Annotated in this window: 25 protein-coding genes; 11 read left to right on the top strand and 14 right to left on the bottom strand. The window is 69.6% G+C overall.

Going from position 1 to position 25,668, the window contains the following annotated elements; all coding sequences use genetic code 11:
• Positions 1-98: 98 nt before the first annotated feature.
• Positions 99-3,071 carry a UPF0182 family protein gene (locus HH310_RS04830; protein WP_169174147.1) on the bottom strand — a complete coding sequence of 991 codons (2,973 nt, stop codon included), beginning with the start codon at positions 3,069-3,071 and terminating at the stop codon, positions 99-101.
• Between the two features lie 78 nt (positions 3,072-3,149).
• Positions 3,150-4,178 carry a PDZ domain-containing protein gene (locus HH310_RS04825; protein ID WP_169174146.1) on the bottom strand — a complete coding sequence of 343 codons (1,029 nt, stop codon included), beginning with the start codon at positions 4,176-4,178 and terminating at the stop codon, positions 3,150-3,152.
• 135 nt (positions 4,179-4,313) lie between these two features.
• On the opposite strand from HH310_RS04825, the gene HH310_RS04820 reads away from it, so the two are divergent.
• Complete coding sequence (locus tag HH310_RS04820) at positions 4,314-5,573, top strand: zinc-dependent metalloprotease (protein ID WP_169174145.1); 1,260 nt, start codon at positions 4,314-4,316, stop codon at positions 5,571-5,573.
• A gap of 147 nt (positions 5,574-5,720) precedes the next feature.
• Positions 5,721-6,317: a hypothetical protein gene (locus HH310_RS04815; RefSeq protein WP_169174144.1), complete on the top strand. Its 597-nt coding sequence runs from the start codon at positions 5,721-5,723 to the stop codon at positions 6,315-6,317.
• An 84-nt stretch (positions 6,318-6,401) separates the two neighbouring features.
• Here the strand turns inward: HH310_RS04815 and HH310_RS04810 are convergent, their stop codons facing one another.
• Complete coding sequence (locus HH310_RS04810; protein ID WP_169174143.1) at positions 6,402-6,935, bottom strand: M48 family metallopeptidase; 534 nt, start codon at positions 6,933-6,935, stop codon at positions 6,402-6,404.
• Between the two features lie 458 nt (positions 6,936-7,393).
• Between HH310_RS04810 and HH310_RS04805 the strand changes: the two genes are divergently transcribed.
• From HH310_RS04805 to HH310_RS04790, 4 genes are all read left to right on the top strand, one after another.
• Positions 7,394-7,555, top strand: coding sequence for a DUF5679 domain-containing protein (locus HH310_RS04805; protein ID WP_015625326.1), 162 nt, complete (start codon positions 7,394-7,396; stop codon positions 7,553-7,555).
• A gap of 198 nt (positions 7,556-7,753) precedes the next feature.
• Complete coding sequence (locus HH310_RS04800; protein ID WP_169174142.1) at positions 7,754-8,779, top strand: hypothetical protein; 1,026 nt, start codon at positions 7,754-7,756, stop codon at positions 8,777-8,779.
• 244 nt (positions 8,780-9,023) lie between these two features.
• A complete protein-coding gene (locus HH310_RS04795; protein ID WP_169174141.1) occupies positions 9,024-10,370 on the top strand; it encodes an AarF/ABC1/UbiB kinase family protein in 1,347 nt (448 codons plus the stop codon).
• Positions 10,371-10,399: 29 nt separating this feature from the next.
• Positions 10,400-11,677 (top strand): M18 family aminopeptidase, encoded by a 1,278-nt coding sequence (locus tag HH310_RS04790; protein WP_169174140.1) that lies wholly within the window; start codon positions 10,400-10,402, stop codon positions 11,675-11,677.
• Between the two features lie 272 nt (positions 11,678-11,949).
• On the opposite strand, the gene HH310_RS04785 is transcribed toward HH310_RS04790, so the two are convergent.
• The 3 genes from HH310_RS04785 to HH310_RS04775 all read right to left on the bottom strand — a co-directional run bounded on the left by HH310_RS04785 (position 11,950) and on the right by HH310_RS04775 (position 15,003).
• Positions 11,950-12,312, bottom strand: coding sequence for a WhiB family transcriptional regulator (locus HH310_RS04785; RefSeq protein ID WP_169174139.1), 363 nt, complete (start codon positions 12,310-12,312; stop codon positions 11,950-11,952).
• A gap of 145 nt (positions 12,313-12,457) precedes the next feature.
• Positions 12,458-12,739, bottom strand: coding sequence for a hypothetical protein (locus tag HH310_RS04780; RefSeq protein WP_169174138.1), 282 nt, complete (start codon positions 12,737-12,739; stop codon positions 12,458-12,460).
• Positions 12,740-12,855: 116 nt separating this feature from the next.
• Complete coding sequence (locus tag HH310_RS04775) at positions 12,856-15,003, bottom strand: ATP-dependent DNA helicase UvrD2 (RefSeq protein ID WP_211191717.1); 2,148 nt, start codon at positions 15,001-15,003, stop codon at positions 12,856-12,858.
• Between the two features lie 70 nt (positions 15,004-15,073).
• On the opposite strand from HH310_RS04775, the gene HH310_RS04770 reads away from it, so the two are divergent.
• Positions 15,074-15,316 (top strand): mycoredoxin, encoded by a 243-nt coding sequence (locus tag HH310_RS04770; RefSeq protein WP_169174136.1) that lies wholly within the window; start codon positions 15,074-15,076, stop codon positions 15,314-15,316.
• Here HH310_RS04770 and HH310_RS04765 read toward each other — a convergent pair.
• The 6 genes from HH310_RS04765 to HH310_RS04740 form a co-directional block, all read right to left on the bottom strand.
• Positions 15,313-15,792 (bottom strand): hypothetical protein, encoded by a 480-nt coding sequence (locus tag HH310_RS04765; protein ID WP_169174135.1) that lies wholly within the window; start codon positions 15,790-15,792, stop codon positions 15,313-15,315. The genes HH310_RS04770 and HH310_RS04765 overlap by 4 nt on opposite strands.
• On the bottom strand, positions 15,789-16,232 hold the full coding sequence (locus HH310_RS04760; protein ID WP_169174134.1) for a hypothetical protein: 444 nt from the start codon (positions 16,230-16,232) through the stop codon (positions 15,789-15,791). The genes HH310_RS04765 and HH310_RS04760 overlap by 4 nt, the downstream gene beginning before the upstream one ends.
• A 27-nt stretch (positions 16,233-16,259) precedes the next feature.
• Positions 16,260-17,147, bottom strand: a complete 888-nt coding sequence (locus HH310_RS04755; RefSeq protein WP_169174133.1) for a phytanoyl-CoA dioxygenase family protein — start codon at positions 17,145-17,147, stop codon at positions 16,260-16,262.
• Between the two features lie 105 nt (positions 17,148-17,252).
• Positions 17,253-18,200 carry an NAD(+) diphosphatase gene (gene nudC, locus HH310_RS04750; RefSeq protein ID WP_169174132.1) on the bottom strand — a complete coding sequence of 316 codons (948 nt, stop codon included), beginning with the start codon at positions 18,198-18,200 and terminating at the stop codon, positions 17,253-17,255.
• Positions 18,197-19,510: a pitrilysin family protein gene (locus HH310_RS04745; RefSeq protein ID WP_169174131.1), complete on the bottom strand. Its 1,314-nt coding sequence runs from the start codon at positions 19,508-19,510 to the stop codon at positions 18,197-18,199. Before HH310_RS04745 ends, nudC begins: the two co-directional genes overlap by 4 nt.
• On the bottom strand, positions 19,507-20,802 hold the full coding sequence (locus HH310_RS04740) for a pitrilysin family protein (protein ID WP_169174350.1): 1,296 nt from the start codon (positions 20,800-20,802) through the stop codon (positions 19,507-19,509). The genes HH310_RS04745 and HH310_RS04740 overlap by 4 nt, the downstream gene beginning before the upstream one ends.
• 207 nt (positions 20,803-21,009) lie before the next feature.
• Between HH310_RS04740 and HH310_RS04735 the strand changes: the two genes are divergently transcribed.
• From HH310_RS04735 to HH310_RS04725, 3 genes are read left to right on the top strand one after another with little or no spacing between them, the layout of a single operon-like run.
• A complete protein-coding gene (locus HH310_RS04735) occupies positions 21,010-22,074 on the top strand; it encodes an ABC transporter substrate-binding protein (RefSeq protein WP_169174130.1) in 1,065 nt (354 codons plus the stop codon).
• Entirely contained in the window at positions 22,074-22,838 is a 765-nt protein-coding gene (locus HH310_RS04730) for an ABC transporter ATP-binding protein (protein WP_169174129.1), read from the top strand. The genes HH310_RS04735 and HH310_RS04730 overlap by 1 nt, the downstream gene beginning before the upstream one ends.
• Positions 22,828-23,673: an ABC transporter permease gene (locus tag HH310_RS04725; protein WP_169174128.1), complete on the top strand. Its 846-nt coding sequence runs from the start codon at positions 22,828-22,830 to the stop codon at positions 23,671-23,673. Before HH310_RS04730 ends, HH310_RS04725 begins: the two co-directional genes overlap by 11 nt.
• Here the strand turns inward: HH310_RS04725 and HH310_RS04720 are convergent.
• Complete coding sequence (locus tag HH310_RS04720; protein WP_169174127.1) at positions 23,660-24,547, bottom strand: hypothetical protein; 888 nt, start codon at positions 24,545-24,547, stop codon at positions 23,660-23,662. The two genes, HH310_RS04725 and HH310_RS04720, sit on opposite strands and share 14 nt — an antisense overlap.
• A gap of 106 nt (positions 24,548-24,653) precedes the next feature.
• Between HH310_RS04720 and HH310_RS04715 the strand changes: the two genes are divergently transcribed.
• On the top strand, positions 24,654-25,370 hold the full coding sequence (locus HH310_RS04715) for a 1-acyl-sn-glycerol-3-phosphate acyltransferase (RefSeq protein WP_169174126.1): 717 nt from the start codon (positions 24,654-24,656) through the stop codon (positions 25,368-25,370).
• A gap of 49 nt (positions 25,371-25,419) precedes the next feature.
• Here HH310_RS04715 and HH310_RS04710 read toward each other — a convergent pair whose 3' ends face one another.
• Positions 25,420-25,626 carry a cold-shock protein gene (locus tag HH310_RS04710; RefSeq protein WP_169174349.1) on the bottom strand — a complete coding sequence of 69 codons (207 nt, stop codon included), beginning with the start codon at positions 25,624-25,626 and terminating at the stop codon, positions 25,420-25,422.
• Positions 25,627-25,668 lie beyond the last annotated feature (42 nt).

Raw genomic sequence — 25,668 nt, 5'->3', positions numbered from 1 at the left:
ACCCGGACGTCGGCTGCAAAACGACCCCGGAAACGGGGGTGGCCCGCCTGGGGCGGGCCACCTGACCTGCTAAAACGTTCGAACTTCGATGGGCTCGCTCAGCTGCCTGGCGTTGGTGACGCCGCGCCGGACGGGGCGGTTCCCGGTGCGGGGGCCGATCCGGACGGGTTGGGTGACGGGGTGCCGGACGCGTTCGGCTGGGCCGCCTTCTGCGCGGTCTCGAACTTGGTCATCGCGGCGTCGAGAGCCTGCAGCGCCTGCCCGTACTTGGCGAAGTCGCCGGACTGCTGGGCGGCCCGCACGTTCGCGATGGCCTGGTCGAGCTCTGCGGCCGCGGCGGACAACTCGCCCGGCAGCGTTGCCGGGGGCGGGTTGTTGCCGGTTTGGGCGGGTGGGCTCTGGCCCGTCCCGGTGCCGGCGGCTTTGCCTTGGGCGACCAGTTGTTCCAGCCCCTGTTTCAGGTTGTCGGCCAGGACGACGTAGGTACCGCCGTCGCCGAACGACATCAGGACCTTCTGCAGCAGTGGCGCGGCGTTGGCCTGGTTGCCGGTTTTCACGTACACCGGTTCGACGTACAGTATGCCGTCTTCCACGGGTAGTGATATCAGGTTGCCGTACAGGACCTGAGCCTGACTGTTGTTTGTGGACAGTAGGTTCAGCTGGGGTCTGACCACGGCATTGTTGGTCATCTTCTGATGGACCTGGACCGGGCCGGGAATGACGGTCTGATCCGGTAGTTCGAACACGGACAACTGTGGTTTGTTGTCCACGTACGACCCGGATATCAGCGCCGCGAGGTTCTCCCGGCTGGCCGGTGTGACGCCCGCGGTGAGCTGGAATCGGATGCCGGTCTGCTGGGGCAGCTGCACGTTCAGGTAGTACGGCGGCTGTTTGACGTTGCTCGACGGCGCGTCCGGAGCGTTCGGCACCTGCCAGAAGTCCTGGCCGGAGAAGAACGCCCGCGGGTCGGTGACGTGGAACTTGGTCAGCAGGTTGCGCTGCACCTTGAACAGGTCCTGCGGGTAGCGGAAGTGCGCGGCCAGTTCGGGCGGCGTCTGCGCCTTCGGGATGATCAGGTGGCCGCCGAACGCCTTGTTCCACGCCTTGAGGACCGGGTCCTGGTCGTCGAACTGGTACAGCTTGACCGTGCCGTCGTACGCGTCGACGGTCGCCTTCACCGAGTTGCGCATGTAGTTGACGTCGTCGCGGGCCAGCGCGAACTGCCCTTGCCCGGTGAGTTCGTCGCGGGTCTCGTTGGCCAGGTTGATCTTCTGCGAGTACGGGTACGTCGCCGACGTCGTGTAACCGTCGAGGATCCACACGATCTTGCCGTCGACCACCGCCGGGTACGGGTCGCCGTCGATCGTGAGGAACGGCGCGACCTTCTCGACGCGGGAGCGCGGGTCGCGGATGTACATCAGCCGCGAGTCCTTGTTCACCGCGTCGGACAGCAGGAAGTTGCTGTCGGTGTTCTTGATCGCGAAGACCAGCTTGCGGAAGAACGAGCCGATCGGCACGCCGCCGGTGCCCTGGTAGGTGTAGAGCTCCTCGGCGGCGTTGTTGTTCTCCTGCGGCCGGTCGAACTCGACCTTGCGGTTCGGGTCGGTCTGGCCGACGATCGCGTACTCGGTGGACTGCTCGCCGTAGTAGATCCGCGGCTGCGCGACCTTGATCTCCTCGGTCGGCGCGGAACAGCCCGGCGGGCGGTCGTCGCCGAGGAAGCCGGAGACGAAGAACGGCAGACCACCACAGACCACCTGGTTGGCCGGGGCCGCGACCAGGCCGTAGCCATGCGTGTAGACGGTGTGCCGGTTGATCCAGTTACGCTGTTGCGCGCTCAGCTTGTCGTCGTTGATCTCACGGGCGCCGACCACGTAGTCGCCGGTCTTGCCGTTGATCGTGTAGCGGTCGACGTCGAGCTTCTGCCCGAAGTCGTAGAAGCCGCGGGACTGCTGCGACTGGGTGAACGCCTGCGAGACCAGCTGCGGGTCGATGAGACGCGCGTTCTGCGCGCTGGTGTCGTTGGCCAGGCCGGCCGGTGGGACCACGACGTTTGCCTTGTACGCCGTGGTCTGCGTATTGGTTAAGCCGAAAGCCGCTCTGGTCGCGTCGATGGAGCGAGCGATGTACGGCCGTTCCTTGTCGGCGAGGCTGGGCTTGACCGAGAAGTTCTGCACCGCGAGCGGGTAGATGCCGCCGATCGCGACCGCGGACACCGCCAGCAGCGCGAGCGAGACACCCGGCCAGACCAGATTGCGCATGCCCGCGTTGGAGAACACGATGATCGCGATCGCCACCACGATCGAGATGTACGCGAGGATCTCCTTGGCCGGCAACAGGGCGTTGACGTCCGTGTACCCGGCGCCGTAGAGCCCCGGCGACACGTGCTGCTCGAGCAGCAGGGCACGCCTGTCCAGCACGTACGCCACGGCCTTGAGCAGCACGAACACGGCCACGAGGGTGGTCAGGTGCGCCCGGGCCGCGGTGGTCATGCGGTCGCCGACGCCCTGCAGGCGTACGCCACCGAAAATGTAGTGAACGGCGAGCGAGCCGATCACCGCGAGCACCACGGAGGTGAACGCGACGCCGAGCAGGTATCGCCAGAACGGGTAGTCGAAGACGTAGAACCCCAGGTCCACATGGAACTGCGGGTCCTTGACGCCGAACGGCACCGCGTTGCGGAAGAGCATCCAGTCCTTCCACCGGCCCTGCGCGGAGAGCCCGCCGAAGAAGCCGATGATCAGGCAGAGAATGGTGATCCAGGTGCCGAGGCGCGGCGTGAGGATCATCCGGTACCGCTCGAGCGTGGCCTGCTCGGCCGAGTGCGGGCGGAGAAGTGGGCGGAGGCGATAGGCGAGATAAAGGTTCGCGCCGATGATCAGCGCCATCGCGGCACCGATGATCAGGAAAAGCAGCAGCCGGGTGAGCAGCACACCGGAGAAGACGTTGACGAAATGAACCTCGTTGAACCAGAGGTAGTCGGTGTACGCGTCAATGCCCCAGCCGATCAGGGTAAACAAAAGGAAGACCCCGACCAGTACGCCGACGGTGACGCGACCGCGCCGGCTCATCCTGGGTAGAGGCGTATTACGCATAACCAACGTTGGTCACCACTTCAGTCGGGCCGGTGTCTCACAGTACGACATCTGTCACGCGGCGGAGCACGGCTTCGGGGTGCCGCCGCTGGTGAAGGTCTTGAGCGCGGTCAGTGCGTCGTCCACGGTGGCCACCCGGGCCATCGGCAAGCCGGGGACGGCGTTCTTCAGCGCTTCGGCACAGTTGTCCTTGGGAACCAGGAAGATCTGAGCGCCGGCGTCTTTCGCGCCGACCAGTTTCTGCGGTATGCCGCCAATCGGTCCGACGTTTCCGTCGTCGTCGATGGTGCCGGTTCCTGCAATGATCTTGCCGCCGGTGAGGTCCTCCGGCTCGATCTTGTCGATGATGCCGAGAGTGAACATCAAACCCGCGCTCGGCCCGCCGATCTTGTTCAGATCGATCTTGACGTCGTACGGGCTGGGCTGTTTGCCGTCGATCGAGACACCCAGTCGCGGGGCGTCCGAGCCGGCGTCCTTCTTCGTGGTGATCTTCGCGGTGCCGGTCTTCCCGGCGCGCGTATAAGTGATAGTGCGCGTGGTGCCGGCGGGCTTGGCCTGAACCAACTTGATGAGCTGGTCCGGCTCGGTCACCTTGGTGCCGTCGACGGCGGTGATCACGTCATTCACCTGCAGCTGGCCGGTCGCCGCGCCGCCGGGGGTCACGCTCTTCACGTACGACTGCACGGGGTACCCGAGTTTTGTCAGCGCGACCGTCACGGCACTTTCCTGCGACTGCGTCCACTCCTGCGCGTTCTGCTGCTCGACCTGCTGCTCGGTCTGGTCCGGCGGATAGATCAGGTCGCGCGGCACGACCGCGTCCTTCCGGCTGAACCAGCTGCTGATCGCCCACACCAGCTCGACCTGCGACTGCACGTTGACCGTGGTGAGCCGAAGCTGCCCGGTGGAGGTGCTCGTCTTCGCGTTCGTCACCTGGATGACCTGGGCACCGTTGTCTGAACCGAGCGTGTTCACCGTGGGGCCGGGCTTCAACACGACGTACGGCAGGGGGGCGACCATGACACCGACTGCCAGCAGGGCGGTGATCAGGGCGCCGAGGATTACCGTGACACCGCGACGTCTCATGCGCGTGAGACTATCCCGTCTTCCTGGGCCCTCCCTGAGCTGGCACCCTTGTCCCCTACGGGACCTTCCCCCGTTCTCTCTGAGCTGACAACGCCGCCGGTACGGAGCTTGGGTTTCGCGCGTACGGTTGTCTACGTGCCTGATATCCCGTTCGGCTTCTCCCTGCCGGGCGCCCAGCCGCCCGACCCTTCCGACCCGCAGCAGATGCAGCAGTTCATGGCGCAGCTGCAGCAGATGTTCGCGGGCCCCGGCAGTGGCCCGGTGAACTGGGACCTGGCCCGCCAGGTCGCCGCCAGCCAACTCTCGGCAACCGGTGACCCGGCCGTGACCATGTTCGAGCGCCATCAGGTCGAGGAGGCCCTGCGCCTCGCCGACCTCTGGCTCGACCCCGTGTCCGCCCTGCCCAGCGGCATCCGCCAGGCGGCCGGCTGGAATCGCAACGAGTGGATCTTCAATACGCTCGACGTGTGGAAGAAGCTGTGCGACCCGATCGCCGGTCGCATGGTCGGCGCGATGGGCGACATCGTGCCGGAGGAGGCGAAGGCTCAGCTCGGCCCGATGCAGTCGATGGTCGCGACACTCGGCGGCGCGCTGTTCGGCGGTCAGCTCGGCCAGGCGCTCGGCCAGTTGGCGGCCGAGGTGCTGTCGGCCGGCGACATCGGCCTGCCACTCGGGCCCACCGGCACCGCCGCGCTCATCCCGGCGAACATCAAGGCGTACGGCGAGGGTCTGGAAATTCCCGAGGACCAGGTACGCCTGTACGTCGCACTCCGTGAAGCAGCGCACCAGCGGCTCTTCGGGCACGTGCCGTGGCTGCGCGCGCACGTGCTGAACTCCGTCGAGACGTACGCGAACGGCATCACCGTGAATCGCGAGGCGATCGAGGAGGCGATGAGCCGCGTCGACCCCAGCGATCCCGAGTCGATGCAGGCGATGGCGCTGGAGGGCATCTTCACGCCGGAGGACACCCCGCAGCAGAAGGCCAGCCTGGCCCGTCTCGAGACGGCGCTGGCGCTGATCGAGGGCTGGGTCGGTCTCGTCGTCGACCAGGCCGTCGGCGACCGGCTGCCGTCGGTGTCCGCGCTGGGTGAGGCGTTCCGGCGGCGTCGTGCCGCGGGCGGGCCGGCCGAGCAGACGTTCGCCGCGCTGGTCGGTCTCGAGCTGCGGCCGCGGCGGCTGCGGGAGGCCGCGGCGCTGTGGCAGGCGGTCACCGACGCGCGTGGCGTGCAGGGCCGCGACTCGCTGTGGAGCCACCCCGACCTGATGCCGACCGAGGAGGACTTCGCGAACCCCCAGGCGTTCGCGCAGGGCAGCAGCGACTGGGACATCAGCGAGCTGGAGGGCTTGGAGCCGCACGACAAGCCGGACGACGACGCACCGGAGTCCGACAAGTAAGCGAACAAGCGAAACGGCCGCCCTCCGGGGCGGCCGTTTTCGTGTCGGCCGCGCGGCCGGACGGCATCGGCCGGGCTGCCGTTTGTGTCGGCCGGGCGACATCGGGCGGCCGCGAACCGGACGGTGGCGCGCCGGTAGGGTTGCCGGGTGGTTCGACGGCTTGTTGCAGTGCTGCTGGTGCCGGTGCCGTGGAGCCCGCCCGGCGTCGATCTCGGCGAGTGGCGGGCCGCGATGGCCGAGGACGTGGTCGATCTGCTCGCGCGGCTGGCACAGGCCGAGCCGGCGATCGCGGCCGTGTCCGCGGACCTGCCGTTGGCCGAGGAGATCGCCTGGCCGGGGACGCGGATCTACGAAGTGCCGTCGGCGACGTATCTGCCGGTGCTCGCGGCCGCCGCGCGGGACGGCTTCGACCAGGCCGCGGTGCTCGCGGCGGATGCTCCCGACGTGCCCGGGATGATCTTGGGCAAGCTGCTGCGGCCGCTGGAGTCGAAGGCGGTGGCGGTGTCTTCGGGCGGGCCGGGCGGCGGGTTGCTGGGGATGGCGACGAGCCTGCCGGCCCCGGGGTGGCTGGCCGATCATTCGCTGGAGGAGGCGTCCGCGCAGCTCCTGCGCAAGAACGCGCCGAAACCCGGAGATGTGTCCTCGACACCCGAATGGCGGCGTTTGCGCGGTCCGGCCGAGTTGGCGTCGCTGGACCCGGCGCTGGAGGGCTGGGAGAACACGCGGGCGCTGCTGGGCGGCTGAGACCCCACCCGCGGCCAGGCGCTACCTGGGCGAGCGCGGCGGGCGCTTGCCGGGTGCGGGCCGAGGCGTACCGGGGAAGGCTTGTCAGTCGTCGGCGAGGACGACGCCCGTGGCGGCGGAAATGCCCTCCAGGTAACCCCTCGCGCGCTCCGCCTTCGGGTAGCGGTTGACCAGCTCCCAGAACTCGGTGCTGTGGCTCGGCACCACCAGGTGGGCCAGCTCGTGCAGCAGCACGTAGTCGATCACCCAGTCCGGCATCTCCTGGATGCGGTGCGAGATGCGGATCGTGCCGTCGTCGGGGGTGCAGGAGCCCCAGCGGCCGTTCTGGTTGGTTACCCACCGTACGCTGGCCGGCGTGATCGTCGGGGCGTGATCGGGCAGGTACCGCTTGATCAGGCGACGGCAGCGGGCGAGCAGCTCGTCATCGGTGCGCCGGATGCGCTCCTCGCGGGCGGCCAGCCGGGCGAGCATGCGCTCGACCCACTCGGTTTCCTCGGCTCGCGAGAACCGGTCGGGGATGAGCACGACGACGCGTTCGCCGTCGCGGTACGCGGACACCGTCCGACGGCGGCGCTGACTGCGCCGCACTTCCACGACAGGCTTACGCGTCCGGGCCATTACACCCTCGCGCGGCCCGGATTCGGGTTCACGTTGAGACGCTAATCCGTGAGACCCATGTCACCGCAAGGGTACGGCGGATGACACGCGCGTGATATGTGCGCTTCGTCCAGGTATCGACGTAAAAATTTTCCACCCCCGGTGCCGCACGACCGTCTCGCCAAGGTAGCGCGCCCCGATACCGAGTGAAAAACGCACCGCAGGGTCCGATTTACGCGACTTTGCGAGAATTCCACGGCGTGTTGCGGACCAACTTCGCAAAAAGGGCTATTCCGCCCTGCACACTCACGACGGCGGCTAGACCGCTGGGGCGGTGCTGACATGGAAGAGCCCTGACCTGGGTAGTGACCGCTCCTGCGGGTGGCCACATCCACGTGGTCGCGGATCGGTCCAGGCGCCGTCGCGGCCGGCCGTCGCGAGACCGGCAAACCGGGCCGACAACATGACGAGGAGGAACCGTGGCCGACAACACGTACAACGGCTACTGCGTGAAGTGCAAGGAGAAGCGCGACTTCCAGGGAACGGTGGAAGTCTCGAAGACCGGCATGAACATGGCGAAGGGCAAGTGCCCTGTCTGCGGCACCACCGTGAACCGGATCCTCGGCAAGGCCAAGGCCTGATTCACACTCCCGGGGAGGGCGGTCGCCCTCCCCGGTGCATTTTCCGTAGCACCCATATCCGCGACGGAGGTGTGACGTTGAGTGAGGGTGTGGATAACTCGCAGGCCTGTGGATAACTCGGGTCCGCCTGTGGACAACACGTCTGGCCGGCATCCCGGGCCTGTGGACAACTAATCCGCTCCGCAGCGCTTCGGTGACATGCTGTCACCCGTGAACCGCCCCACCCTCATCCCCGGACTCCCCCGCACATGGCGCTCGTCGTCCCAGATCCAGCTCGGCTCGGGCCCGCCCCGAGGCGTGGTTCTGACGATGGCCGACCCTCGTGCGGCCCAGGTGCTCGACCTGCTCGACGGCAGCCGGTCGGAGGAGTCGGTGCTGCTCCAGGCCGCTCGGCAAGGCATCGGGACGCTGGACGCACGGGCCATCATCGACAGCTTGCGCACGGCCGGTCTGGCGATGCCGGCCGCGTCGCTGGTCCCGCTGACTTTCCCCGGTCGCGATCGTCTCCTGAGCGAGGCGTCGGCGCTGGCCCTGCGCGGTTTCCCGGCGCCGGCCACGATTCTCCGGCGCCGAGCCGGCTGCCGCGTGGTGATCACCGGTCGCGGCCGGCTGGGCGCCGCCGTCGCGGTCGCGCTGGCCGAGGCCGGGATCGGTCATGTGCAGCCCGATCTGGTCGGTTCGGTCACGCGGGGCGAGCTGCCGGCGGGCCCGCTGCGCGAGGCCGATGTCGGACAGGCCCGGCGCGTGGCGGTCGCCGAGGCCGTCTCCCGCGCGGTTCCCCAGACCCAGACCCATCCCGTACGCCGGGGGTCCGCCACCCTGGTCGTCCAGCTCGACCACGACGAGCCCGTCGCTCTGCTGGCGGCCGCGCACGCGCAACGCCGGCAGGCGCACCTGGCGGTGACCATCCGCGAGGGCGTCCCGGTGATCGGCCCGCTGGTCCCACCGGCGGGCGGCCCGTGCCTGAGCTGCCTCGACCTGCACCGCCGCGACCGCGACGCCGGCTGGCCGGGCGTGTCCCGCCCGGACGCGCTGGAGCCGTGCGCCGTCCCGACCCTGCTGGCCGCCACGGCGTATGCGACCGCCGAGGCCCTCACGTTCCTGGACGGCGGCTCCCCCGAGACGCTGGGCGCCGCCACCGAGATCAGCGGCCCGGGCCGCGTCCGCAAGCGCTCGTGGTCCCCCCACCCGCGCTGCACGTGCACGCGCCGCCCGGGGCTCTAAGCGGGCGGCGGGTCGCAATCGTGAAGTCGGCGCCGGTTATGTGGCGAAATTCAAAGATTTGACGCGATCGATGGGGGTCTGGCCGGATGTCCGTCGGGGGCCTGGGTGCGGGGGCGGGGGCGCAAAAAGGAGGCGACGTTCTGGGATGTGCGGCGGAAACAGTGATCGGACTTTACGTGGCATAGAGGGGCAAGGGGGTCGCAGGCGGGCGGTTGAAACGGGAATCGTCGGTAACAATGATCTGGTGAGCGACATTCCGCGCCGTGCGGCGTCCCGGACCGCCAAGCTGGCCGCGCTTCCCCTGGGGTTTGCCGGGCGGACCGCGCTCGGGCTCGGCAAGCGGGCGGTTGGGATCGCCTCCGATGTCATCTCGGCCGACATCCAGCAGCGCACGGCCGAGCAGCTGTTCAGCGTCCTGGGGCAGCTCAAGGGCGGGGCGATGAAGTTCGGGCAGGCGCTGTCCGTCTTCGAGGCCGCACTGCCCGAGGAGATGGCCGGACCCTACCGGCAGGCGCTCACCAAGCTGCAGGAGGCCGCGCCCCCGATGCCGGTGGGCAGCCTGCACCGCGTGCTGGAGGAGCAGCTCGGACCGGACTGGCGCGACCTGTTCGCCGAGTTCGACGACTCGCCGGCGGCCGCGGCCAGCATCGGGCAGGTGCACAAGGCGCTCTGGAAGGTGCCGCCCAAGCGCAAGAACGCCAAGCCGAAGACCATCGCGGTGGCGGTGAAGGTGCAATACCCGGGCGCGGGGGACGCGCTGCTCGGCGACTTGAAGCAGCTGTCCCGGCTGGCCGGCATGTTCAAGATCATTCAGCCGGGGATGGACATCAAGCCGCTGCTGGCCGAGCTTCGGGAGCGGATCACCGAGGAGCTGGACTACGCGCTGGAGGCGGAGACGCAGCGCGCGTTCGCTACGGCGTACGCGAATGATCCGGAGATTTTCGTGCCGGCCGTGATCGCCGCCGCGCCGCGGGTGCTCGTCACCGAGTGGGTCGACGGGATGCCGCTGGCCAAGGTGATCAGCGACGGCACCGAGGAAGAGCGCGACGAGGCCGGCCGGCTGATGGCGACGCTGCACTTCTCGGCGCCGGCGCGGGCCGGGCTGCTGCACGCCGACCCGCATCCGGGCAACTTCCGGCTGCTGCCCGACGGACGGCTCGGGGTGATCGACTTCGGGGCGGTGGCGCGGCTGCCCGGCGGGCACCCGGAACCGATCGGGCGGCTGGTGCGGCTCGCGCTGGAGGGTGACGCCCAGGCGGTCGCGGACGGCCTGCGGTCCGAGGGCTTCATCAAGCCGGACGACGAGATCGACGCGGAGGCGGTGCTGAACTTCCTGCGGCCGATGATCGAGCCGGTCGCGGTGGAAAAGTTCCGGTTCACGCGCACGTGGCTGCGCGGCGAGGCGGCCCGGCTGAGCAACCCGCGCTCGCCGGCATACCAGCTGAGCCGCAAACTCAACCTGCCGCCGTCGTACCTGCTGATCCACCGGGTCACGCTCGGCTCGATCGGCGTGCTGTGCCAGCTGGAGGCGTGCGCGCCGTACCGCGAGATCCTGGAGAAGTGGCTGCCCGGGTTCGCCCCGGTGTCCTGACAGCGGCGGCGCAATGCTTCGATAATCGAATGGACTCGTCCGGACACATCGAAGATCTTGCTGCCTTTGTTTCGGCTTCGCCCAGCTCGTACCACGCCGCCGCGGAGGTTGCCCGCCGCCTGCGAGCCGCCGGGTACACGATGCTCGACGAGACCGCCGACTGGCACGGCACGGTTCGCCCCGGCGCCCGTCTCGCCGTGGTGCGCGACGGCTCGGTGATCGCGATCGCCTTACCGGACTCGGCGGTGGCCGCCACGCCGTACCGGATCGTGGGTGCGCACACCGACTCGCCCGGCTTCAAGCTGAAGCCCAAGCCGTCCGGGGCGGCGAACGGCTGGCTGCTGGCCGGCGTCGAGGTGTACGGCGGGCCGATCCTCGCGTCGTGGTTCGACCGCGAGCTGGAGCTGGCCGGCCGGATCGTCGACATCGACGGCACGACCCACCTGGTCCGGACCGGTCCGTTCGCCCGCATCCCGCACCTGGCCATCCACCTGGACCGCGATCTGAACGCCTCGTTCGCGCCGGACCGGCAGCGTGACGTGCAGCCGATCTTCGGGGTCGGCGGGCTGGATCAGGCCGACGTGGTCGCCCATCTCGCGTCGATCGCGGGCATCGACTCGGCCGCGGTGGCCGGGTACGACGTGCTCACCGTCGACTCGGCGGCGCCCGCACGCTTCGGGCTCGACGGGTCGTTGTTCGCCTCGGCCCGGCTGGACAACCTGTCGTCGGTGCACGCCGGGCTCGTGGGCCACCTCGCGGCCGAGCCGACGCAGGCGATCGCGGTGCTCGCCGCGTTCGACCATGAGGAGATCGGTTCGGAGAGCCGGTCCGGCGCGTCCGGGCCGCTGCTGGCCGAGGTCCTCGAGCGGATCACCGCGGCGCTGGGCGGCGATCGCGCGGAGCTGGCGCGGGCGATCGCCGGCTCGTGGTGCTTATCGGCCGACGCCGGGCACGCGGTGCACCCGCATCGGGGCGAGAAGCATGATCCGGCGAACCGTCCGGTCGCGGGCGGCGGGCCGCTGTTGAAGATCAACGCGAGCCAGCGGTACACGACCGATGCGGTCGGGGCCTCGCTGTGGGCCCGCACCTGCGCGAAGGCCGGGGTGCCGTGGCAGGAGTTCGTCTCCAACAACGCGGTGCCGTGCGGCTCGACGATCGGCCCGCTGACCGCGACCCGCATCGGCATCCGCACGCTGGACGTCGGCACGCCGCTGCTCTCGATGCACTCGGCCCGCGAGATGTGCCACGTCGACGACCCGGGCCATCTGGCCGCGGCGACCCAGGTTTTCCTGTCCGGCCTGGCCTGAAAGCGGAAGGCCCGCCCGCGAAACGCGGACGGGCCTTCGAAAGAAACAACCGGGACTCAGTAGCGCCCACCGCCGAGTTCGCGCGCGGCCCGGTGACGGGCCTCCATGGCGACCTGGCGAGCGGGGCGGTGCGCCTCAGACGTGTACTCACTCTGAGGCCGACGCGTTCGGGCCCGGGACAACGCTTCTTGGATGAGTCTCACCTTCGGTGCTCCATTCGTGGTCATGTCGATTGCTCTGCTTTCGTTTCGGGGTCGGAAGGGGACGGAAGGTCAGGCCGCGAGGCGGACCGAATTGCGGGACTCCAGGCCGTTCGCGGCGAGCCGCTCCTCGACCTCGACCGCGAGCTCGGCGTCGCGAGCCACATCGGCCTTGCGGGGACGGCCACGGGGCCGCTTGCGCGGAACCACGGCGCCACGCTCAAAGATCTCGCCGCCCCAGACTCCCCACGGCTCGTTGCGCTCCACCGCGCCGGCCAGGCACTCGGCGCGCAGCGGGCACTCACCGCAGAGCGACTTCGCCAGTTCCAGCTGGGCGGGGGAATCGGAGAACCACAGGTCCGGGTCGAACTTCCGACAGGGCAGGTTTGCCTCGATCTCGACGCTCACGTCGAGCGGGGCCAGCGCCAGACTCATAAAGCCCGGTCACCTCTCTCTTCTTCGATCGATCTTCTGGATCGCCGTACAGGTCGTGCATCCGGCCGGTGAGCCGGCAAAAAATTAGGCCGCGGATCCCGGTTACGGGTTCCGCGGCCTCGAGGTGAGCCGGAGGTCTGGTCTGTCAGACCGGCCTTCCTCGAGGCGGAACACCATTGCCACCATCCGCGTAACGCTTCGTGGAGACATCGATGCCCTTGAACCCGGTGGTGCTGGTGTTGCCGTTCCTTGCGCTGACGAGCAGCAGTTCCTGAGCCAGCTCGGCCTGGATCTGGACCTGGTGCACCCGCGAGACCGGAGCCCGCTCGGCGGCCATCACGGCCACGGGACGGTCTTTGAGAGCCGACGGAGCGCAAGCGGAAGTCAGCGGCGTCCACGGTCGGAACGTCGTAGCGAAGATCTCCATGACTGCCACCTCCTCCATTGCCTTGCACTCGTCGTTGTCCCTGTTCGGGAGGCGTCCCGACCAGGTGCCCACTGAGGCTATGCCTGCCGCGTAAGCGAGGGCAAACGAATTACGGACTAGTTTCCAAAGTTTTCTGACGAGACTTCGGCCGGGCTCGCACCGGCCACCAGAGCGAAGACCGCGGCACCGTACTGACCGAGCTTCCGAGGTCCGATCCCGGCGATCGCGAGCAGCTCCGCGGGCGACGACGGGCGACGTTCCGCGACGGCTATCAGAGTGGCATCGGTGAATACCACGTACGCAGGGACTTTGAGATGGGCGGCGACGCCGGACCGCCATGTCTGGAGACGCTCGTGGAGATCCTCGTCGAGGTCCGACGGGCAGGTCGGGCACCGGCCCAGTTTGCGGTCGGCGCCGGCCAGCAGGGTGGCCCCGCAAATCCGGCAGGAGGCCACCTGCGGTCGCCGTCGGTCGGGTTTCCGACTCTGCGTGCCGGCCCGCTCGGTGGACGGCGTGCGCGACAGCTGGGGCAGGAACCGGCACGGGCGCCGGGAACGGCCGCCGGACGACCGCATCTGGCCGTAGGACAACCAGAGCCACTGCCGGGCCCGGGTCACCCCGACGTACAGCAGGCGGCGCTCCTCCTCGAGCTGGTCGGGCGTCTTGGCGTACGTGGTCGGCAGTGTCCCGTCGGCCAGCCCGGCCAGGAACACCGCGTCCCATTCGAGGCCCTTGGCGGAGTGCAGCGAGGCGAGCGTGACGCCGGAAACGGTGGGGGCGTGCTGCTGCTCGGCGCGGCGGGCCAGCTCCTCGGTGAAGGCGGCCAGCGTCAACTCGCGCTGCACCGAGCCGGCCTGTCCGATGGGTTCCAGCACCGGCGTACGGGCGAACTCCTCGGCAAGGGCGACCAGGGCCGCGAGGGCCTCCCACTGCTCGCGTGCCGCCCCACCCGGCGGGGGTTTGCCCTGCTGCCACCCGGTCGCCGCGAGCGCCTCCACGACGGCCTGCACCAGCGGGGTCTCGCCGGGCGTGGAGCGCACCGCCGCGCGCAACGCGATCATCGCCTGGCGGATCTCCGGCCGGTCGAAGAAGCGCTCCGCGCCGCGCACCACGTACGGCACCTCGGCGGCGGCCAGCGCCTCCTCGTACGTCTCGGACTGCGCGTTGGTGCGGAACAGAATGGCGATCTCACTGGCCGGGGTGCCCGCCGCGATCAGGTCACGGCAGCGGCGCGCCACCGCGGCGGCTTCGGCGACCTCGTCCGGGAAAATCTTCAGCTCGGGCTCGGCGCCCGGCGGCCGCTGACCCACCAGCTCCAGCCGGAGCCGGGCCTCGCTGCCTCGCGCCTGGCGGATCACCGCGTTGGCCAGACCGACCACCTGGGGCGTCGAGCGGTAGTCGCGGACCAGCCGGACCACCACCGCGTCCCGGTGCCGGCGCGGGAAGTCGATCAGGTACGACGAGGTGGCGCCGGTGAACGAGTAGATCGTCTGGCTCGCGTCGCCGACCACGGTGAGGTCGTCCCGGCCACCCAGCCACGCCTCCAGCAGGCGTTGCTGCAGCGGGTTGACGTCCTGATATTCGTCCACGACGAAGTGGCGGTACTGCGCGCGGATCTGCTCGGCGACGTCCGGGTGCTCCTCGATCCCCCAGACCGCGGCGCGCAGCATGTCCTCGAAGTCGATCACGCCTTGGCGCCGCTTCAGGGTCTCGTACGCCGCGAAGACCTCCGCCACCTTGGCCGGCTCGAACGGCGGCTCGCGCAGCGCCTTGGCCGCGGCCACCGCGTACTCCCCGGGCTCGACCAGCGACGACTTGGCCCACTCGATCTCGCCGGCCAGGTCACGCGCGACGGCCCGGTCGGCCCGCACCCCGGCCCGGCCTGCCGCGAGCGCGACCACCCGCACCTTGCTCTCCAGCAGCTCGGGCATCCCGCGGCCCTCGAGCAGGCGGGGCGCGAAGTAACGCACCTGGCGCAACGCGGCCGCGTGGAACGTGCGGGCCTGGACGCCGTCGGCGCCGAGCGCGGTGAGCCGGGCGCGCATCTCGGCGGCGGCCCGCGCGGTGAAGGTGACCGACAGGATGTGCCGCGGGCTGATCTCGCCGGTGAGCGTGCGGTACGCGATGCGGTGCGTGATGGCCCGGGTCTTGCCGGTGCCGGCGCCGGCCAGGATGCAGACCGGACCGGCCGCAGCGGTCACCGCCGTCCGCTGTTCCGGGTCGAGCCCGGCCAGCACCGCATCTGTCAGCACGCAGGGAATCATGGCACTCCGGTACGACGTTGTGCCGTATTGCGCTGTCCCCCTGTGACCCGTTCGAAGGGAAAACCGACCGATGTTAACCATGTACTCGACGACCTGGTGCGGCTTCTGCCACCGTCTCAAGACCCAACTCGACCGCGAAGGCATCGCCTACGAGGTCGTGGACATCGAGCGGGATCCGGCCTCCGCCGAGTACGTGGAGAGTGTCAACGGCGGCAACCAGACGGTGCCGACGCTGCGGTTCGAGGACGGTTCGGCCCTGACCAATCCGTCCATCGTGCAGGTCAAGCAGAAGCTGGCGGCGATCGCCGTCTAGAACGCGGTCTTCTCCGCCTGCACGATCAGTCCGCCGAGCTCGTCCTCACCGAGGGCGAGCTCGTCGGCTATCGCGCGGAAAAGCAGCACGTAGACCGCCACCACCACGTCCGGGTCGATCTCGTCGACCGGGACCTCCTCGCCGAGCGCGGCCCGCAGCAGCATCTCGGCGTCGAGCATCGGCAGGCACAGTGTCGGGTGCTCGTGGACGGCCGCGGCGACGGTCCGGCTGATCTCGGCGAGCGGCGCGCGCTCGGCGAAGCGGCGACGAGCCGCCAGACCGAAAGCGATCTCCCACAGCCGGCGCGCGTCGTCGTCGGCCACGCTGCGGCGCGGCGGGACCTCGTCGCGGGCCACGGCCCGCAGATAACGCCCGGCCTCGGTGGTGATTTCCGGGGCCGCGTACGCCTCGACGACCACCTCGGGATCCGGCGGCTCGGTGACCCCGGCCCCGCCGGAGAACATCGTGGAGCTCATGTGGCCCGCCGCGCGACTCGGCGTTCCGCCTGATCGACCAGGCCGAGCAGTTCGGCCTGCGGCACCCCCGGCGGCCGGGCCAGGTCGCCGATCACGAAGCAGCTCAGCTCGAACCGGCGCAGGTCGGCGATGCCCCGGGCCAGGTCGGGCTCGCCGAGCGCGGTCCGGATCAGGGCCTCGGTCTCGCGCGCGATCTCACCGCCGGACGGCAGCGACCGGTATTCGAGGAGGTCGGCGACGTAGCGCGTGACGTCGCGCGGATCGCGCCGGACGAAGCTGCGGCGCACCGACACGATGAAGAGCTCCCGCAGCAGCCGTACGGCGCTCGGGGAGTCCGCCAGACGCGACAGCGACCGCGCCGGCTGCTCGTCCGTCAGTGCTTGAAGGATGAGTCCGCCGGCCGCGGTCGCTGTTTTCGCGATTGTCCCGATTTGCCCCACATCCGGATGGTATCCGGATGAGCGGGTTTACGGCTTGAGAGCCGGGATGCTGGAGTCCAGCAGGCCCCGCTCCTTGAGCGCGCCGTACAGCGGCGTGGTCTCCGGGTAATGGCCCCAGGCGTGGTCGCCGGTGCCGTCGCCGACCCCGCCGAGCAGCTGCTTCTGCACGTCGTTGAAGCCCGCCCAGGCCGCCGTCTCGGGCAGCTCGGCGACCTCGTCGCGGCCGGCGATCCAGCGGTACGTGTACCCGAAGAAGGCGCCGACGCGGGTGATGTCCGAGTAGTTGTCGGAGCGCGCGTGCCACAGGCGCCGGTCGAACACGACCAGGTCGCCCGCGTTCGCGGTGACCTGGATGGCACCCTCGGGCTGCGGCCACGGCACGCCACGGCTCGGCGGGCCGGGGAGCCAGTTGGTCTTGTGGCTGCCGGGCAGCACGGTGAAGTTACCGCGGCCGGGCTCGCTCACGTCGGACAGCCAGTAGGCGAGCTTCACCGACAGCATCGGCCGCGGGTCGGTCTCGATCTCCCGGTTCTGCCGGCCGCCGTCCTGGTGCCACTCCCACCACTCCTTCCGCTTCTCGGTGAGCTGCGGGTGCACGTCGACGTGCGAGTGGTACACGTGAATGTTCCAGCCCAGCAGCGACCAGATGTACCGGAACGCCTTCGGGTGGTCCAACAGGAAAGCCAGCTCCGGCACGGAGGTCACCGCGGAGAGCTGGTGCAGTGCGCCGGTCGGGCCGAGGCCGTGCCCGCCGGGCTGTCCCGCCCGCTCGTAAGCACCGAGAACCGCGGCGCGCGCGACCTCGATCTCACTCTCGCTCAGCACCCCCGGCACGACGAGGAACCCGTCCCGGTCGAACTGGGCGCGCTCGTCGTCCGTCATGGGCGTCCATGCGGGCGCTTCCACCTGCGTCATCGAATTTCCACCTCTCGGTCTTTGCCCTCCAAGACGCGGCCCGCGCGCCATTTGGTTACCGAGAAAGTGGAAAAGTTTTGTGTTATGCGTTACCGACGGCCCTGATCAGGCCAAACCCGTCAACCAGTGCTCGATGAGCCAGAAGGCGATCGATGAACGCATCGGCAGGCGGATCGGGGCGCCGTTGTCCGGGTGGTGGAACCCGCCCTCGATGATCTCCTCGACCTCGGCCCGCGTGAACCACCGGGCGTCGTCGATCTCCTTCGGGTCGAGCTGGAACGGCTGCCGCGCGTCGGCGGTGGCGTGGTAGCCGAGCATCAGCGAAGCGGGGTACGGCCAGGACTGGCTGCCCGCGTACGTCACGGTGGACAGCCGGATGCCGACCTCCTCGTCCACCTCGCGCGCGACCGCGGCCTCGGCCGACTCGCCGGGCTCGACGAACCCGGCGAGACAGGAATAGCGCAGGTCGCCGCGCGGGTCCTGCCACGCGGCGTTGTGACCGAGCAGGCACCGCCCCTGCGGGCCGGGCGTCCCGTCGTGCACCAGCACGATCATGGCCGGGTCGGTGCGCGGCCACATGGTGTTGCCCTCGGTGTCGCGGCGCGCCCAGCCGGCTTCGACCGTCTCGGTGGGTAAGCCGGTGCGCGGCGAGAACCGGTGGCTCGCGTGCCAGTTGGCCAGCGCCGCCGCCTCGGTGAAGATCCCGGCGTCCCGGTCGTCGAGCAGGTGGCCGACGTCGCGCAGGGTGGCGGCGCGGGATCCGTCCGGCGAGCCCAGCGCGGCGTCCATGGCCCATAACGGGGTGCCGTCGGTGTCGACGCCGAGGAACCAGTGCTCGCCCTCGGGCGCCTCCTTCGGCGACAGCGTCACGAGCGCGGCGCCGCCGTCCGGACGGTCGGTGACCAGAGCGCGGCCGTTCGAGGAGTCGATGACCATGACCCGGCCGCGTTCCCAGGCGTCGGCCAGCCACGCGTCGTCGGTGCGGTGCAGGGCGGCGCGGTCCAGAGCACTGCGGGCCAGTGGCGGCGTCCCCGGATGCTCCCGCTCGCTCACCCCTTCTCCACCGTGGTGAGGGCGGCCAGCGGCGCCTCCACCTTGGCCGCGTCGCCGAGCACGACGGTGATCGCCCGCGACGGCGCCAGGAACCGCGCGGCCACCTCGGCCACCTGCTCGCGGGTCGCCTTGCTCAGGGCCGTCGAGTAGTCGCGCAGGTAGTCCAGGCGCAGCCCGAAGCTCGCGTACATGCTGGCCAGCCCGGCCAGGCCGGCTTGCGTGGACATGCCCAGGCGCAGCGTGCCGAGGGCGTACCGGCGGGCCTGCTCGAGCTCGTCCTCGCTCGGCGGCAGGCTGGCGATGCGGCCCAGCTCGTAGAGCGTCTCGAGCAGTGACGGCCCGGTCACCTCGGTGGCCACCTCGGCCGCGACCAGCAACGCCGAACCGGCCAGGAAATGCTCGATCGATGTGTGCGGGCCGTACGTGTAGCCCTTGTCCTCGCGCATGTTCTCCACCCAGCGGGAGGAGAAGTAACCGCCGAAGATCAGGTTGGCCAGCTGCAGGGCCGCGTAGTCGGGGTCGGTGCGGCCCAGCGCGGGCAGCGCCATCCGCAGCGAGGACTGCACCGCGCCGGGCCGGTCCACCAGCACCAGCGGGCCGGGCTGCAGGGCGGGCGTGGGCGGGACGTCGCCGTCCTTGCCGGGGCCGGTCCAGCTGCCGAGCGCCTTCTCCGCGGCGTCGATCGCCTTCTCCGGGTTGATGTCGCCGACCAGCACCAGCACCGAGCCCTCGGGGCGGACCCGGTCGCCGTGCAGGGTGCGCAACTGACCCGGGCGTACGCCGCGGACCTGTTCCGGCTCGGGCGTCTGCACCGCGTACGGGTGGTTGCCGTACATCCGCTTGAGCAGGGCCGTGCGGGCGAGGTGCGCGGGCTGGCTGAGCGCCACCTGGATGTGGTCGACCAGGCGGTCGCGCTCGGTGGCCACCTCCTCGTTCGGGTAGGCCGGGTCGGTCAGCACCGCCGCGAGGATCTCCAGCGTGCGGTCCAGGCCGGAGGCGAGCGCGTTGCCGGTGACCAGCAGGCGGTCCGGGTCGAGCCCGGCGGACAGGCCGCCGCCCACCGCCTGCAGCTCGGCCGCGATGTCGACGCTGGACATGGTGCCGGTGCCGGTGAACAGCGCCTGCGACAGCAGGGTGGCCCGGGGCAGCGGCGCCCGGCCGAACGGCACGCGCAGCCGCAGCTCGACGAGCGGCACCGCGGGCCGCCGGATGGCGATCACGGTGAGCCCGCTGGACAGCGTGCGCTCGGCCTGCGTCGGCAGCTTGAGCTTGGCGTCCGGAATCAGGTCGGGAAGGGTGTGCATGGTCATGAGCTGACTCCGGGAATGACCTCGACGGTGGCGCGCCGCTGCGGGCGCAGGGTGGCGGCGGCCTCGACGATCTGTGCCTCGGTGACCTCACCGAGGAGCTTGGGCAGTTCGTTGAGCATCTCGGGGCGGCCGCGCTGCAACTCGAGAACGGCCATCGGCAGGGCGCGGCCGAGCACCGCGTCGGTGTCCCGCAGCAGGTGCGTCGCGATGCGCGCCTGGGTGCGCTCCAGCTCGCCGGCCGCGAGCCCGTCGGCGACCAGGCGGTCGATCTCTTCGTCGACCGTGCGCAGCACCTTCTCGGAGTCGCCGCCGGGCGGCAGGTTCGCCTGCAGCAGCAGCGCCGTCGGGTTGCGCACCTGGAACTCGTCGCCCATGAAACCGATATAGCCCCCGATGCTGGTGACCGAGCGGTCGCGCTGGGCCAGGCGGTCGACCAGGCGGGAGGCGTCGCCGTCGGTGAGCACCTCGGCGAGCACCACGAACGGCAGGTAACGCTCGAAGTCGTGGATCGGGTCCGGCACCCGCCACGCGCTGGCCACGCCGGGCAGCGGGGCGAGGCGATCGGTGTACGAGTCGCGTTTCTCCGCGGTCAGATCGGGCTCGTCGAAGTCGGGCAACTGCGGCGCCGGGCGCGACGGCACGTCACCGAAGTGGCGGTGGATCATCTCGGTGGCCTTGGCCACGTCGAAGTCGCCGGCCACCGCGAGCGTGGCGTTGCCGCTGGCGTAGTAACGCTCGAAGAAGGTGCGCGCGTCGTCGACCGTGGCGCTGTCCAGGTCGCCGAACGAGCCGTACCCGTCGTGCGAGTTGGCGAAGCTGGCGAAGAGCACCGGGGGGAGCTTGAGCCACGGGAACCCGCCGTACGGCCGGTTCATCACGTTGACCCGGATCTCCTCCTTGACCACGTCGATCTGGTTCTGCAGGTTCTCCTCCGTCAGGCGCGGGCCGCGCATGCGGTCGGCCTCCAGGAAGAGGGCGCGTTCCAGCGCGCCGGCGGGCAGCACCTCGAAGTAGTCCGTGTAGTCCAGGTGGGTGGACCCGTTGAAGGTGCCACCGGCGCCCTGCACGTGCCGGAAGTGGGCCAGCTTCTCCAGATTCTCCGAGCCCTGGAACATCAGGTGCTCGAACAGGTGCGCGAAGCCGGTGCGCCCCTCGGGTTCGGAACGGATGCCCACGTCGTAGACGACCGCGACGCCGACGACCGGGGCGCTGCGATCGGGTGTCAGCACCACGCGCAGACCGTTGTCCAGGGTGAATCGCTCGACCGGATACTTCGTCGCGGGGATCTTCATTTTGCGCGCCACGGAAAGACATTAGCGCTTTACGTGGTCAACGTGGCGACGCGAGGTCACCGCTTGAGCACTGAGCGGCGTAGCTACTGACAAGAAGCCGACGTGATGCCGATCGCAGTCCCCCTTGACTTCCCAATCCCACATCATCCAGTATTCCCATGCAACAGATAGGCTTACGAGATTTTGGGCGAACAACTAGGAGTGAGCATGAGCTCCCGCACTGTCCGTGCGCTTGCCCTCGCCGCGACCGTCCTCCTGTCAGCGACCGCCCTTACCGCCTGTAGCGGCGACGACGACAAGGCTTCGGCCGGTGGCGAGGCGTCGGCGATCCGGCTCGGCTATTTCCCGAACATCACGCACGCGCCGGCGCTGGTCGGCGTGAACAAGGGCTTCTTCCAGGAGGCGCTGGGCAACACCAAGCTCGAGGGCAAGACCTTCAACGCCGGGCCGGCCGCGATCGAGGCGCTGTTCTCGGGGGCGATCGACGCCGCGTACCTGGGACCGAATCCCGCGATCAACGCCTGGGCGCAGTCCAAGGGCACCGGCCTGAAGATCATCGCGGGGAGCACCTCGGGTGGCGCCGGCCTGGTGGTGAAGCCGGGCATCAACGGCGCGGCCGACCTCAAGGGCAAGAAGATCGCCACGCCGCAGCTCGGCAACACGCAGGACGTCGCGCTGCGCTCCTGGCTCAAGCAGAACGGCCTCAATGCCGACCAGCAGGGCGGCGGCGACGTCTCGGTGCTGCCGCAGGACAACGCCACCTCGCTGCAGGCGTTCGCCCAGGGCGCGATCGACGGCGCGTGGGTGCCCGAGCCCAACCTCAGCCGGATGATCATCGAGTCCAAGGGCAAGCTGCTGGTCAACGAGAAAGACCTGTGGCCGGGCGGGCAGTTCGTCACCACCCACCTGATCGTGTCCCAGGACTTCCTGAAGAAGTACCCGGTGACCGTGACGAAGCTGCTGCAGGGTCACCTCAAGTCGCTCGACTACATCAAGAACGACCCGGCCGGTGCGCAACAGGCGGCCAACGCGCAGCTGGCCGCGCTCACCGGCAAGCCGCTCAAGGACGACGTGCTGGCCAGCGCCTTCAAGAACATGGAGTTCACCGCCGACCCGATCGCGTCGTCGCTGTTCACCAGCGCGAAGCACGCCGAGGACGTGGGCCTGCTCAAACCGGTCGACCTCACCGGCATCTACGACCTCGGCCCGCTGAACGACCTGCTCAAGGCCGGTGGCCAGCAGCCCGTCAGCGACGCGGCCACGGCCTCCTGATGACTCTCGTCGAGACACAGACCGACGTCGTACGCCTCGAGAACGTCTCGAAGGCGTACGGCTCGGGTCGTAACGCGCTGCTCGCCCTGGATCGCGTGTCGCTGACCGTGCGCCAGGGCGAGTTCGTGTGCCTGCTCGGCGCCTCCGGGTGCGGCAAGAGCACACTGCTGTCGCTGGTCGCCGGGCTGGACCAGATCACCGGCGGCACCCTGGACATCGGCGGCCGCAAGGTGTCGCTGATGTTCCAGGAGGCGGCCCTGTTCCCGTGGCTGTCGGTGGCCGGCAACGTCGAACTGCCGCTGCGCCTGCAGGGCATGGGCCGCGGCGAGCGCCGCAAGCGAGCCCAGGAACTGCTGGAGATCGTCCGGCTCAAGGGCTTCGGCGACAAGCGGCCGCACGAGCTGTCCGGCGGCATGCGGCAGCGCGTCGCGCTGGCCCGCGCGCTCGCCCAGAACGCGGACATCCTGCTGATGGACGAGCCGTTCGGCGCGCTGGACGCGATGACCCGCGACATCCTGCACGACGAGCTGGAACGGATCTGGCGGGAGCAGGAGCTGACCGTCCTGTTCGTGACGCACAACGTGCGCGAGGCGGTCCGGCTGGGCGACCGGGTCGTGCTGCTGAGCAGCCGGCCGGGCCGGGTGATCGAGGACTTCCCGGTGTTGCACCCGCGCCCCCGGCGCATCGACTCGCCCGAGGTGTCCGGACAGGCGGCGGAGATCACCGACAAGTTGCGCGCGGAGGTGGCCCGGCATGCAGGCTGACACCGTCGGAGGCCTGGACGCGCTCGAACTCGCGCCCACCGCCGAGAAGGGCGACCTGGCGAAGCGGATCTGGCGCAGCGCCTGGCCGAAGCTGCTCGCCATCGTGATCGTGCTGCTGGTCTGGCAGATCGTGGTGTGGTCGCACTGGAAGCCGGAGTTCGTGCTGCCCGGCCCGCGCACCGTGTTCGGCGACCTGGGCGACGTGGTCAAAACGAGTGACTTCTGGGACGGCGTGAGGCTCACCCTGACGCGCGCGATCACCGGCTTCCTGCTGGCGGTCGTGATCGGCACGGTGGTCGGAGCCGCGGTCTCCCGGTTCGCGCCGCTGCGCGCGGCGATCGGCTCGCTGATCACCGGGCTGCAGACGATGCCGTCGATCATGTGGTTCCCGCTGGCGATCCTGCTGTTCCAGCTCAGCGAGAAGGCGATCCTGTTCGTGGTGGTGATCGGTGCCGCGCCCTCGGTGGCGAACGGGCTGATCAGCGGCATCGACTACGTGCCGCGGACGTGGCTGCGGGTGGGTCAGGTGCTCGGCATGCGGGGCGTCGCGAAGTACCGGCATCTGATCCTGCCGGCCGCGCTGCCCTCGTTCATCTCCGGGCTCAAGCAGGGCTGGGCGTTCTCGTGGCGCAGCCTGATGGCCGGCGAGCTGCTCGTCATCGTGCCCGGGGCGCTGTCCATCGGCGTACGGATGCAACAGGCGCGCGATCTCAGCGACTCCAGCCTGGTGATCAGCTACATCATCGTGGTGCTGATCATCGGCATCCTGATCGACGTCCTCTTCAACGCCGCCGACAACAAGCTGCGCAAACGGTGGGGACTCAAAGAGGTCTGACGGATTTGAGGACGTCGTCGACCACGTAGTCGTATTGCTTGTGGGTGCCGGGGATCGAGACGTACAGGACGGCGGCCGTGGGTTTGCCGACGTCGATGATGGCCACCGCGGAGAGTTCGTCGGTGGCCATCAGGCCGGGCGCCCGGAAGTGCAGCCGGAACTCGCTGACGTAGGCCGGACGCCCGCCCAGCGTGGTCAGCTCGTCGCGGATCCGGTCCAACGTGTTCGGCTGCGGGTAATACTCGGCGCGCACGTCCGCGGCCACCTGCCGGCCCACGCACTCCAGGTTCAGCGTCACCGCGTCGTTGTCCGCGGCCGGCACCGCGGCCGACAGGATCGACGCGTGGTAGAGGCCGCCGCTGTACTGCTCGGTCACGAAGTGCTGGCCCACCTTGTACGGGACTTCGAGCGTCCCGGCCCGCCACACCTCGTTCCAGGTGACCCACGGCGCCGGGTATGCCTTGTACGAGATGCCGGCCTCCTGGTCGACAGTGCGCGCACCGGTGGCCGGCGGCAGCGAGGGCGGCGCCTGGGTGGGTGCGGCATCCGGCGACCCGGTCGGTGCCGGGCACGCCTGCGCCAGCGGCGGACGCACGTCGGTGGGCGCGGCGACCTTCTCCCCGAACGGCGACGCGGTTCCGGAGAGCGCCAAAACCAGGATTACCGTCACACCTATCGCGAGAACCGCACCGGCCACACCGGAGAAGATCAATATCTGACGCCGGCGCCGTCGTGGTCCATCGGGCGGGGGCGGCTGCGGCGGGTCGTCCGGCGGCGGCGCTTGCGGCGGTACGCCCGTGCCCGTGACCAGGCCCGACGAAAGCGCACCACCGGGACGCTGCCGGCCGAAGGTCTCGGCGCGCGGGTCGGACATGAGTCCAGTGAACACTACGGCGGGAAATAACGCGTTACGGCGTTAGACCGCCATTCCGCCGCATGCCGTCTAGGTGACCTTCCGCCCCTTCCGTTACCGTCGGTCCATGGAAATCGTGTATCCCCCGGTCATCGCCTTCGCCAAGACGATGTTCCGGGTGCTCGACCTGAAGATCCACGTCGACGGTGCCGAGCACGTTCCGACGACGGGGGGTGCCGTCCTGGCGAGCAATCACGTCAGCTATCTCGACTTCATCTTCGCCGGGTTCGGCGCGCGGCCGGCCAAGCGGCTGGTTCGCTTCATGGCCAAGCAGTCGGTCTTCGACCACAAGATCAGCGGGCCGCTGATGCGCGGCATGCGGCACATCCCGGTCAACCGGGACGCGGGGGCCGCCTCGTTCCGCGAGGCCGCCACGGCGCTGAAGAACGGTGAGGTCGTCGGCGTCTTCCCGGAGGCGACGATCAGCGAGTCGTTCACGGTGAAGGAACTGAAGTCCGGCGCGGCCCGGCTGGCGCGCACGGCGAAGGTGCCGCTGATCCCGATGGCGGTGTGGGGTCCGCACCGGCTCTGGACCAAGGGGCACAAGAAAGATCTGACCAAGCGGCACGTGCCGGTGTTCATCAAGATCGGTGAGCCGATCGAGATGCCCAAGGGCACCTCCCCCGACGACATCACCGCGACCCTCAAGAAGCGCCTGCAGGATCTGCTCGACGCGGTCCAGCGCGCCTACCCCGACAAGCCTGCGGCCAACGACGACCGCTGGTGGCTCCCGGCCCACCTGGGCGGCACAGCCCCGCTGCCCCCAACCCCGGCAACGATCTGATGCCAAGGGTCCCTCGGTCGGTGGACCGGGGGACCCTTGCTTCGATGGACTAGCTGGCGGCGCGGATGTTGGCCGCCTGCGGGCCCTTCTGGCCTTGAGTTACCTCGAACTCGACCCGCTGGTTCTCCTCGAGCGTCCGGTAGCCGGACATCTGGATCGCGGAGAAGTGCGCGAAGACGTCGGGACCGCCGTCCTCAGGGGTGATGAATCCGAAGCCCTTGTCCGCGTTGAACCACTTCACGGTGCCGTAAACCATGATCGTCTCCTCGACGGTCGATCGCACCCGACCATTGTGGAC

Source organism: Actinoplanes sp. TBRC 11911 (assembly GCF_012933445.1).
Classification (GTDB): domain Bacteria; phylum Actinomycetota; class Actinomycetes; order Mycobacteriales; family Micromonosporaceae; genus Actinoplanes.
The sequence above is the reverse complement of the archived record's forward strand: the minus strand, read 5'-3'. Positions and strand labels throughout refer to the sequence as shown.

Coding starts and splice junctions, on each gene's coding strand:
- HH310_RS04765 (WP_169174135.1), bottom strand. CDS start 15,792: ATGAGCTCCACGATGTTCTCCGGCGGGGCCGGGGTCACCGAGCCGCCG.
- HH310_RS04825 (WP_169174146.1), bottom strand. CDS start 4,178: ATGAGACGTCGCGGTGTCACGGTAATCCTCGGCGCCCTGATCACCGCC.
- HH310_RS04730 (WP_169174129.1), top strand. CDS start 22,074: ATGACTCTCGTCGAGACACAGACCGACGTCGTACGCCTCGAGAACGTC.
- HH310_RS04745 (WP_169174131.1), bottom strand. CDS start 19,510: ATGACCATGCACACCCTTCCCGACCTGATTCCGGACGCCAAGCTCAAG.
- HH310_RS04710 (WP_169174349.1), bottom strand. CDS start 25,626: ATGGTTTACGGCACCGTGAAGTGGTTCAACGCGGACAAGGGCTTCGGA.
- HH310_RS04740 (WP_169174350.1), bottom strand. CDS start 20,802: ATGAAGATCCCCGCGACGAAGTATCCGGTCGAGCGATTCACCCTGGAC.
- HH310_RS04780 (WP_169174138.1), bottom strand. CDS start 12,739: ATGGAGATCTTCGCTACGACGTTCCGACCGTGGACGCCGCTGACTTCC.
- HH310_RS04775 (WP_211191717.1), bottom strand. CDS start 15,003: ATGATTCCCTGCGTGCTGACAGATGCGGTGCTGGCCGGGCTCGACCCG.
- HH310_RS04785 (WP_169174139.1), bottom strand. CDS start 12,312: ATGAGTCTGGCGCTGGCCCCGCTCGACGTGAGCGTCGAGATCGAGGCA.
- HH310_RS04715 (WP_169174126.1), top strand. CDS start 24,654: ATGGAAATCGTGTATCCCCCGGTCATCGCCTTCGCCAAGACGATGTTC.
- HH310_RS04800 (WP_169174142.1), top strand. CDS start 7,754: ATGCTGTCACCCGTGAACCGCCCCACCCTCATCCCCGGACTCCCCCGC.
- HH310_RS04735 (WP_169174130.1), top strand. CDS start 21,010: ATGAGCTCCCGCACTGTCCGTGCGCTTGCCCTCGCCGCGACCGTCCTC.
- HH310_RS04720 (WP_169174127.1), bottom strand. CDS start 24,547: ATGTCCGACCCGCGCGCCGAGACCTTCGGCCGGCAGCGTCCCGGTGGT.
- HH310_RS04790 (WP_169174140.1), top strand. CDS start 10,400: ATGGACTCGTCCGGACACATCGAAGATCTTGCTGCCTTTGTTTCGGCT.
- HH310_RS04810 (WP_169174143.1), bottom strand. CDS start 6,935: ATGGCCCGGACGCGTAAGCCTGTCGTGGAAGTGCGGCGCAGTCAGCGC.
- HH310_RS04725 (WP_169174128.1), top strand. CDS start 22,828: ATGCAGGCTGACACCGTCGGAGGCCTGGACGCGCTCGAACTCGCGCCC.
- HH310_RS04755 (WP_169174133.1), bottom strand. CDS start 17,147: ATGACGCAGGTGGAAGCGCCCGCATGGACGCCCATGACGGACGACGAG.
- HH310_RS04830 (WP_169174147.1), bottom strand. CDS start 3,071: ATGAGCCGGCGCGGTCGCGTCACCGTCGGCGTACTGGTCGGGGTCTTC.
- HH310_RS04770 (WP_169174136.1), top strand. CDS start 15,074: ATGTTAACCATGTACTCGACGACCTGGTGCGGCTTCTGCCACCGTCTC.